Origin of the sequence: Parasphingorhabdus sp. (assembly GCF_049667325.1) — a bacterium.
GTDB lineage: Bacteria > Pseudomonadota > Alphaproteobacteria > Sphingomonadales > Sphingomonadaceae > Parasphingorhabdus.
In genome coordinates, this window is record NZ_JBATHY010000170.1 from 1 (window position 1) to 10,147 (window position 10,147).

Annotated in this window: 7 protein-coding genes and 1 pseudogene; all 8 read left to right on the forward strand. The window is 55.9% G+C overall.

The annotated features are described in order from the left end of the window. Positions 1-1,278 (forward strand): methylmalonyl-CoA mutase family protein (locus tag WBM93_RS07695; protein WP_424430414.1); only part of this gene is annotated, 1,278 nt, incomplete at its 5' end. Then, positions 1,275-2,363: a biotin synthase BioB gene (bioB, locus tag WBM93_RS07700; RefSeq protein WP_424430417.1), complete on the forward strand. Its 1,089-nt coding sequence runs from the start codon at positions 1,275-1,277 to the stop codon at positions 2,361-2,363. The genes WBM93_RS07695 and bioB, both read left to right, overlap by 4 nt. 3 nt (positions 2,364-2,366) lie before the next feature. Further along, entirely contained in the window at positions 2,367-4,337 is a 1,971-nt protein-coding gene (locus tag WBM93_RS07705; protein ID WP_424430420.1) for an acetyl-CoA carboxylase biotin carboxylase subunit, read from the forward strand. A gap of 26 nt (positions 4,338-4,363) precedes the next feature. After that, on the forward strand, positions 4,364-6,001 hold the full coding sequence (locus WBM93_RS07710) for an MFS transporter (protein ID WP_424430422.1): 1,638 nt from the start codon (positions 4,364-4,366) through the stop codon (positions 5,999-6,001). A 19-nt stretch (positions 6,002-6,020) separates the two neighbouring features. After that, entirely contained in the window at positions 6,021-7,076 is a 1,056-nt protein-coding gene (gene alr, locus WBM93_RS07715; protein WP_424430425.1) for an alanine racemase, read from the forward strand. A gap of 179 nt (positions 7,077-7,255) precedes the next feature. Beyond that, the gene (gene phaR, locus WBM93_RS07720) at positions 7,256-7,873 is read left to right on the forward strand and encodes a polyhydroxyalkanoate synthesis repressor PhaR (protein WP_424430428.1); all 618 of its coding nucleotides are present in this window, start codon (positions 7,256-7,258) and stop codon (positions 7,871-7,873) included. Positions 7,874-7,906: 33 nt separating this feature from the next. Then, the gene (gene proS / locus WBM93_RS07725) at positions 7,907-9,442 is read left to right on the forward strand and encodes a proline--tRNA ligase (RefSeq protein ID WP_424430431.1); all 1,536 of its coding nucleotides are present in this window, start codon (positions 7,907-7,909) and stop codon (positions 9,440-9,442) included. After that, a pseudogene (locus WBM93_RS07730) lies at positions 9,442-10,147 on the forward strand (ribonuclease R); the annotation flags it as partial. The gene proS and the pseudogene WBM93_RS07730, both read left to right, overlap by 1 nt.

The following is a 10,147-nucleotide window of genomic DNA, read 5'->3' on the forward strand; positions in this document are numbered from 1 at the left end:
GCGCGGACGCTCTGGTACCGGGTGATGGATGAACTCGGCGCAAAAGAAGAGCGTTCCAAGATGCTGCGCACCCATTGCCAGACATCTGGCGTGTCTCTGACCGAACAGGATCCCTATAATAACGTGATCCGCACCACGATCGAGGCGATGGCCGCAACCCTGGGTGGAACCCAGTCGCTGCACACCAACGCGCTCGATGAAGCCATCGCGCTCCCCACCGATTTTTCCGCGCGTATCGCCCGCAACACGCAAATTGTGCTGCAGGAAGAGGCCGGGATAACCAAGGTCGTCGATCCACTGGGCGGCAGCTATTATGTTGAGGCGCTGACCGATGAGCTGGTCGAGAAGGCCTGGGAGATTATCGAACGCGTCAATGCCGAAGGCGGTATGGTGAAAGCGGTTGCCGATGGATGGCCCAAGGCGATGATCGAGGAAGCCGCTGCCGGTCGTCAGGCCGCTGTCGACAAGGGTGATGCGGTGATTGTCGGGGTGAACAAATATCGCCGCGAAGAAGAAGATGCGATGGAAACGCTGGACATCGACAATGCCAAAGTCCGGCAGGGACAGATTTCACGGCTTGAAAAAATGCGGGCCGAACGTGACGAACCGGCCTGTCAGGCGGCGCTCAAGGCACTGACCGAAGGCGCGAAGGGCGAAGGTAACGTGCTGGCCCTGGCTGTTGATGCCGCGCGACAACGCGCCTCGCTCGGTGAAATATCCGACGCCATGGAAGCAGTCTTCGGCCGCTACGAAACCTTCCCGACGCCGGTCAAAGGCATTTATGGCAAGGCTTATGCAGGCGATGCCCGCTATGCGATGGTTATCGAAGGCGTCGATGCTGTATCACAGCGTCTTGGTCGCAAACCAAAGATACTGGTCGCGAAGATGGGGCAGGACGGCCACGATCGCGGTGCCAATGTCGTGTCGAGCGCCTTTACCGACATGGGCTTTGACGTGATTTCCGGCCCCTTGTTCCAGACGCCTAGCGAAACGCGTGATCTGGCGCTGGCGGAAAATGTCGATGCGGTCGGTGCGTCCAGCTTGGCTGCGGGTCACATGACTTTGATCCCAGAATTGATCAATCTGCTCAAAGAGTCCGGACGCGGCGATATCAAGATTTTTGCCGGCGGCGTTATCCCGCCGAAAGACTATGAATTTCTCCGTAAATCCGGTGTGGTCGGAATCTATGGACCGGGCAGCAATATTGTGGAATGTGCGGCGGATATTTTGAGGTTACTGGGGCATAATATGCCGCCAGAAGGGGAGATTGCGGAATGAGTTTGGACGAAACAGTTAGTTCCCCGGCGCAGGCCGGGGCCCAGACGATTGCTCAGGACCATTCTGGACCCTGCCCTACGACAGGGAACGAAGTCCGCAACGACTGGACCCGCGAGGAAATAGCGGCTTTGTTCGACCTCCCGTTCGACGACCTGATATTCCTGGCAGCCACCGTCCACCGCGCCAATCACAAGGCGGGCCAAGTGCAACTCTCGACCCTGCTCTCGATCAAAACCGGCGGCTGCCCCGAAGATTGCGGCTATTGCAACCAGTCCGCCGGCGCGAAATCCGGTCTCAAGGCGGAAAAACTGCTCGACGTCCGTACCGTGCTGCAATCCGCAGCGCAGGCCAAGGACCGTGGCTCTTCACGTTTCTGCATGGGCGCGGCGTGGCGCAATCCCAAGGACAAGGATATGCCGGCGATCATCGAAATGGTCCAGGGCGTGCGGCAGATGGGTATGGAAACCTGCATGACGCTGGGCATGCTGAGCAAGGAACAGTCCGAAATGCTGTCCGAAGCGGGGCTGGATTATTATAATCACAATATCGATAGCTCGCCGGAATATTATGAGAAGGTAATTACTACGCGGACTTTCGGTGACCGGCTCCAAACGCTGGAAAATGTACGGAACAGCGGCATCAATGTCTGCTCCGGCGGGATTGTCGGGATGGGCGAGGAACGCGTTGACCGGGTTGGGTTTGTCCATGCGCTGGCTACCCTGCCAAAGCATCCGGAGAGCGTTCCGGTGAACGCGCTGGTCCCGGTCAAGGGCACGGTGCTCGGCGACATGCTTGCCGATACGCCCTTGGCGAAGATCGACGATATCGAATTTGTCCGCACGATTGCCGTAGCGCGGATCACCATGCCTGCCTCGATGGTCCGTCTCTCCGCAGGCCGCGAAAGCATGTCGGAAAGCACCCAGGCTTTGTGTTTCCTCGCTGGTGCCAACAGTATTTTCACCGGCGACAAATTGCTTACCACCGGCAATGCCGGCGATGATTCGGATCAGGCTCTGTTTGAGAAGCTGGGGTTGGTGCCGATGGCAGCGGAGCCAAGAGAAGTTCAACTAGAGGCAGCTGGATAAACTATGTTCAAAAAAATTCTGATCGCAAACCGCGGCGAAATCGCCTGTCGGGTTATCCGTACCGCCCAGAAAATGGGGATCAAGACGGTCGCCGTCTATTCCGATGCTGATGCGCGCAGCCCCCATGTCAAAATAGCGGATGAAGCTGTCCATATCGGTCCATCGCCTGCTGGCGAATCCTATCTGATCGCCGACAAGATCATTGCAGCCTGCAAGGAAACCGGCGCAGAAGCGGTCCATCCCGGCTATGGTTTCCTGTCCGAACGGACCAGCTTTGCGCAACAGCTTGCCGACAATGACATTGCTTTCATCGGGCCACCGATCAACGCCATTGCGGCGATGGGTGACAAGATTGAGTCCAAGAAACTGGCCGAGAAGGCCGGTGTCAGCGTTGTCCCCGGCCATATCGGCGAGATTGACGATACCGAACATGCCGTAAAGATCGCCGGCGAAATCGGCTATCCGGTGATGATGAAGGCCAGCGCTGGCGGCGGCGGCAAGGGCATGCGGCTGGCGTGGAATGAAAAAGACGTCCGCGAAGGATTTGAAGCGACCAAGCGCGAAGGTCTGGCCAGCTTTGGCGATGACCGCGTGTTTATCGAGAAATTCATCGAGCAGCCGCGCCATATCGAAATCCAGGTGCTCGGCGACAAGCGTGGCAATGTCATCTATCTCGGCGAACGCGAATGTTCGATCCAGCGGCGCCACCAGAAGGTCGTCGAAGAAGCGCCATCGCCCTTCGTCGATCCAGAAATGCGCAAGAAAATGGGCGAACAGGCGGTCGCGCTTTCGCAGGCTGTAGGCTATTATAGCGCCGGTACCGTCGAGCTCATCGTCGGCGCGGACAAGAGCTTCTATTTCCTCGAGATGAACACCCGTTTACAGGTCGAACATCCGGTCACCGAATATATCACCGGTCTCGATCTGGTCGAACAGATGATCCGCGTCGCTTATGGCGAGAAATTGCCGCTGACCCAGGACGAGGTCACGCTGACAGGCTGGGCAATCGAAAACCGTGTTTATGCCGAAGACCCTTATCGCGGTTTCCTGCCATCGACAGGCCGTCTGGTCAAATATCGCCCACCGGAAGCCGAAGAAGGCATTCGCGTCGATGATGGCGTTGCAGAAGGTGGCGAGGTCTCGATCTTCTACGATCCGATGATTGCCAAGCTGATTACCTATGGCGATACCCGCATCGAGGCGATCGACCGCCAGATCGATGCGCTCAACCGCTTTGAACTGGTCGGCCCCGGCCATAATATCGATTTCCTCTCGGCGCTGATGCAGCACGAGCGCTTCCGCGCTGGCAATATCACCACCAATTTTATCGCCGAGGAATATCCTGAAGGTTTCCAGGGCGCCCCGGCGTCCGATGATTTGCTTGCCAATCTCGCTGCCATTGGTGCGTTTGCGGCCACAGCCCATGCCGACCGCGCGCGCCGGGTTGACAGTCAACTCGGCAAGCGGCTCGACCCGCCATCGCAATGGCAGGTCAAGATCGGCGACAAGATCATGACCGTCTCGATTTCCGAAGAGGAAATTGCGGTCGACGGCGCGCCGGCGGATCTGTCCATGGAATATACACCGGGCGACAGCCTGATTCTCGCCGAGGTGGCAGGCAAGCCGCTTTCGGTCAAAATTGCGAAAACCGCTGACGGATTCGCGCTCAACAGCCACGGCGCGACCCACAAGGCCCGTATATTGCCTGCCCATGTAGCAAAACATGCCAAGCACATGATCGAGAAAATCCCGCCCGATCTATCCAAGTACCTGCTCTGCCCGATGCCCGGCCTGCTGGTCGCGCTGCATGTCGGGGAAGGCGAGGCTGTCGTCGAAGGCCAGCCTTTGGCGGTGGTCGAGGCAATGAAGATGGAGAATATCCTGCGCGCCGAAAAAAATGGGGTGGTCAAGAGCGTTTCGGCTGAACAAGGGGATAGCCTTGCCGTCGATGCGGTGATACTCGAACTGGAATAATCATAACGCTTGGGGGAGGGCAATGTATGGCCAGTGAGGCTGCCGTCGCGGCACAACGCGAGCCGACCGACAAGGAAATTCGTCTGGTAATCGGGGCATCATCCGCCGGCACCATCTTCGAATGGTATGATTTTTTCATCTACGGCACGTTGTTCTATATCATCGGGCCGACATTCTTCCCCAGCGGAAATCCGACTCTTGAAATTCTGATGGTGTGGGCAACCTTCGCCATCGGGTTTGGCTTCCGTCCTGTCGGTGCAATTCTTTTTGGATTTCTCGGCGACAAACTGGGACGCAAATATACCTTCCTGGTCACGGTGACCCTGATGGGCATTGCGACTGCCGGTGTCGGGCTTATTCCAAGCGCAGCAACCATTGGGCTGGCGGCTCCCCTGATCGTTATTTTTCTGCGGATATTGCAGGGGCTTGCACTCGGCGGCGAATATGGGGGCGCAGCAATTTATGTTGCGGAACATGCGCCAACCGAAAAGCGCGGATATTATACAAGCTATATCCAGGCGAGCGTGGCCGGCGGATTTGTCCTGTCGATCGGCGTTATATTGGCGTGCCGATTCCTGATCCCGGAGCAGGCGTTTAATGACTGGGGCTGGCGCATACCGTTTCTCTTGTCGATCATCTTGCTGGCCATATCGCTCTGGATGCGGCTAAAACTTAACGAAAGCCCGGTCTTTCAGGCGATGAAAGCCGCGGGTGAAACGGCGGGCAATCCGTTCGTCGAGAGCTTTACCTATCCTGGAAATAAAAAACGCATTTTTGTGGCGCTATTCGGGATCACAGGCATTCTGACCACCATCTGGTACACCGCCTTTTTCTCGGGCATGTCGTTTCTGCGCGGACCGATGAACATGGAGGCCCAGACTGTCGACATCATTTTGTTCGGCTCGGGTTTGATTGCGATGTCCTTCTATCTCATTGTAGGCAAATGGTCTGACAGGGTCGGCCGCAAGAAACCGATTATCATCGGCGCTCTTCTTACCTTGTTGTTGTTGTTCCCCGCTTTCTGGGGACTCGGCCAACTAGCCAATCCCGGGCTGACGGAATCCGCCCGCGTGAATCCGGTGCGCGTCGAGGGCAGGGCCTGCAGCACCGACCCGTTTGCCGAACTGTTCAGCCGGGAGCAGAGTGATTGCGGCAAAATTCTGGAAACTCTGACATCAGCCGGCGTTTCCTACTTGCTTACCGACGCCAGTGAATTACGCCTGAGCGCTGGTAGCAACGCGATCGCCATCGAGCCCGCATGGCTGGAAGATGGCGCTGCGCGAAGTAGCGGGATCCGCGATGCGCTTGCCACGCAGGGTTATGACTTTGCCAAACAGCAACCGGGCATGACGAGCATATTGGGGATTGTTGCAATCTTGCTGGTTCTAGGCGGCTTGAGCGCGTTGACCTACGGCTCCGTTGCGGCGCTGCTGTCCGAAATGTTTCCGGCCAAAATCCGCTACAGTTCCATGTCGATACCTTATCATATCGGGGCAGGCTATCTGGGTGGCTTCCTGCCTCTGATCGCCGGATATATTGTTGCGCGATCAGGCGATATTTACGCCGGCCTCTGGTACACATGGGTCGTTGTCGCATTTGGGGTGGTCGTTGCATGGTGGGGCATACCGAAAGACCCTGAAGCGGCCCTCGACGAAGCGTCATAAAGACCGTATCGCTGGCTTCATGAGTGACGCACAACCAATCATAGCGCCCACCGCTATAATAAGGCTCGATACCGACGCTCTGTTGTCAAACTGGCGCAGTCTCGGCCGTCTGTCCGGACAGGCAAAAGCGGGCGCAGCGGTAAAGGCCAACGCCTACGGTCTTGGTGCGCGCGAAGTTGTGCAAAAACTGGTTGCAGCAGGATGCACTGATTTTTTTGTCGCCAATTGGCAGGAAGCGCAGGAGATCGAAGACCTGACCGCTGGCCAAGGATCAGTATCGGTACTCAACGGCGTCCGCCAATCGGACATGCCCTTCGCCCTGCAATCGCCGGCAAAGCCCGTTCTCAACAGCCTCGAACAGCTTGCGCGCTGGAAGCAATCGGGCAGACCCTGCGATATTATGATCAACAGCGGAATGAACCGCCTCGGGATCAATTTCGAAGATCTTGACAACGATCTTTTTTCCGGAATCGCGATCGATATCGTTATGAGCCACCTGGCCTCAGCCGATCAGGATGGTCCGCAGAATGCGGAACAACTCGTCCGGTATAAAGCTGCGCTGAAAATCGTATCCGGCAAGCGCACGAGCCTGGCTAACAGCGCCGGCATTGCACTGGGCAGCGATTTCCACTTCGACCTAACTCGCCCCGGTCTCTCGCTCTATGGTGGTATTCAGCGACCGGAATTCCGGGACGTCATCAAGCAAGTAGCTGTTCCGCAGGCGGAAATCATCCAGATCCGTCCGCTGCGATCTGGCGACAAACTGGGATATAATGCCCAATATGTTGCGGATCGTTCGCACGATATCGGCATTTTGGCGATGGGTTATGCCGACGGATATTTGCGTAGCTTTTCGAATCAGGGCTTTTTCAAGCATCAAGAGCAACTGCTACCGGTACTCGGCCGCGTCTCGATGGACCTGATCGCGATTGATCTGGAGAGCGCACCCGACCTCAGGGAAGGGGACTGGGTCGACTGTGAATATGATCTGGGGACCGCCTCTGCACAATCCGGCCTGTCGCAATATGAACTGATCACCGGTCTCGGCAATCGATTGGCGCGACAGTGGACTTAGTGCAATAACACCGGCCCGACCAACGCAGTTGCACAAAACAATAAAATTGCGCGGAATCCCTGCATAACAACAGAAGTTGCGGCATAGCACAAATAGGTTTAGTGCTGGTGCAACATGCAATTAAAGGACGGTTAGAAATCCCGGCAACCTTCAGTGTTTCTAACCCATCGGGAGCTTATATGGCCAAGTCGAAGAAAAAAATTCAGGACGGTCCGATTATCATAAAAAAATACGCCAATCGCCGCCTCTATAACACCCAGACATCCAATTATATCACCCTCGATTTTCTCGCCGACATGACCCGCAAGGACCAGGATTTTATTGTCGTTGATGCCAAAACCGGGGATGATATTACTCATAATGTCCTGACCCAGATCATCGTCGACGAGGAAAGCAGCGGCAAGCAGATGCTCCCTGTCAAATTCCTGCGCCAGCTGATTTCCATGTATGGAAACAGCATGCAATCCCTGATGCCGTCCTATCTGGAAGCTTCGATGGACAATTTCCGCAAAAACCAGAAGCAGTTCCAGGAAGCGGTTGAAGGGGCACTCAACAAAAACCCGTTGGGCCAGATGGCCGTAAAAAATCAGAAGCAGTTTCAGGAAGCGGTTGAAAATGCCTTAAAGGCAAGCCCGCTGGCCGGAGTGTTTGAAAAAGCGTTGAGCCTCGGTCAAAATGATCGCGACGAATCCGACGATGAGCCTGAGACGAATCAGTCCGAAAAGGATATCGAGATCATGGAGCTTAAAAAGCAACTGGCCGATATCCAGTCCAAAATTGACAAGCTCGATATCTGATCACCGGAAACCAATAATCCGCAGGAAAACCCAGTGAAGAAAAATGCTCTTTCAATCACCCGCGAAGATGATTTTGCGGGATGGTATCAGCAAGTGATTGCCGAAGCCGACCTCGCCGAAGAATCCGGCGTGCGTGGTTCCATGGTCATGCGCCCCTGGGGCTATGGCATCTGGGAGCGGGTGCAATTTCTGATGGACCAGCGGATCAAGGCCGCCGGTCATGAAAATTGCTATTTCCCGTTGTTCATTCCGCTCAGCTATTTCGAGAAAGAGGCCGAGCATGTCGAAGGCTTTGCCAAGGAAATGGCGGTAGTCACCCATCACCGTTTGATGAAGGGCAAGGATGGCGGGCTGGTCGTTGATCCTGATGCCAAGCTTGAAGAGCCGCTTGTGGTTCGTCCGACTTCCGAAACCGTGATCGGCACCGCCTTTGCTCGCTGGGTCCAAAGCTGGCGCGATCTGCCGGTGATGATCAATCAATGGGCGAATGTTGTGCGCTGGGAAATGCGGACCAGAATGTTCCTCCGGACCACCGAATTCCTCTGGCAGGAAGGCCACACCGCCCACGCTACCAAGGCCGAAGCGATGGACGAAACGCTGATGATCCTGGAGCTATATCGCGATTTCTCCGAAAATGTTCTGGCGATGCCGGTCGTTGCTGGTGAAAAGCCGGAGAATGAACGCTTTCCCGGTGCTGACGCGACCTATTCGATCGAAGCGATGATGCAGGACGGCAAGGCTCTCCAGGCCGGCACCAGCCACTTCCTTGGCCAGACCTTTAGCAAGGCGCAGAATATCCGCTTTCAGGACAAGGAAGGCGAATTTCAATTTGCCTATACAACCAGCTGGGGGACTTCGACCCGTCTGATCGGCGGCGTCATTATGACCCATGGCGACGATGACGGATTGCGCGTGCCTCCGCTGATCGCGCCTTATCAAGTGGTGATCGTACCGATGCTCCGCGACAAGCCGGAAGACGACGAAGTGCTCGACTATTGCAAGGCACTGGCGAAAGACATCGCCAAGCTCAGAGCCTTTGACGAACCTGTTCGGGTGAAGCTGGACATCAGCGGCGCCAAGACCCAGACCAAACGCTGGTCGTGGGTGAAGAAAGGCGCGCCGGTCATATTGGAAATTGGTCCGCGCGATATGGCAGAGGGCAAGGTTGCGATGATCCGTCGCGATGCGCTCTATCAGGATAGCGGCAAGCTGGACACGAAGTTTCTCGCCAAGGCTGATTTCATCCCCGAAATCCCTGAATTATTGGTGGAAATCCAGTCCAGATTGCACGACGAAGCCGATGCGCGGCTGCAATCAAATATTACCCGCGGCTTTGTAGAATGGTCGGAAGTCGAGCGTTTCTACAAAGAGAATAAAAAATATCCGGGCTGGCTCGAAGTGCAATGGTGCAAGGCGACGGGCAAAGAGCTGGACGCGATCGAGGAACGGCTCAAGAAACTAAAGCTGACCATCCGCAATGTTCCGGTTGAAGCCGCGCCGGTCGACGGCCAGTGCATTTTCTCCGGCAAGCCGGCACTCGAGCGCATCATCATAGGTAAAGCTTATTAATGGCAGGTCCCAAAAAATCTCACAAACCGAAACAGGTTCCCTCACGCCAGCAGATACTGGATTTTATAGAGCAATCGGAGCGGCCTGCAGGACGACGGGAGATATCAAAAGCCTTTGGATTGCGGGGGCCGGACAAGATCGCGCTCAAGGCTTTGCTCAAGGACATGACCAAAGAAGGTTTGCTCGCCGGAGAACTGGGGCGGGCTTTGCATAAGGTGGGCGGCCTGCCTAAGATCACCGTGCTCAAGATTGTCGAGATCGACGGCAATGAAGCGATTGGCATTCCCGAACGCTGGGATGACGAAAGCGCTCCTGCGCCGAAGATCAGGATCAAGGAAAAAGGGCGCCGCGCTGCATTGGCGATCGGCGACCGGATTCTCGCGCGGACCGAAGAACGCGGACAGGGCCATATCGCTTTTCTGATGAAGAAACTCGCCCAGAGCAACGAAATGCTTCTGGGTATCGTCGAGAAAGACGAGCGCGACCGTTATTGGCTGAAGACGGTTGATCGCAAAATTCGGCGCAGCACGCCGATTATCGAACTGGGCGAGGCAAAACCGGGCAATCTGGTGCTGGCCGAACCGCTCAAACGTGGCTCAGAGGTCAAGGCACGGGTGAAGGAAATTTTGGGAGATCCATTTGCTGCGAAGTCTTTCAGCCTGATTGCTATTCACAAATTTGAAATACCGCTGCATTTCCCCGATG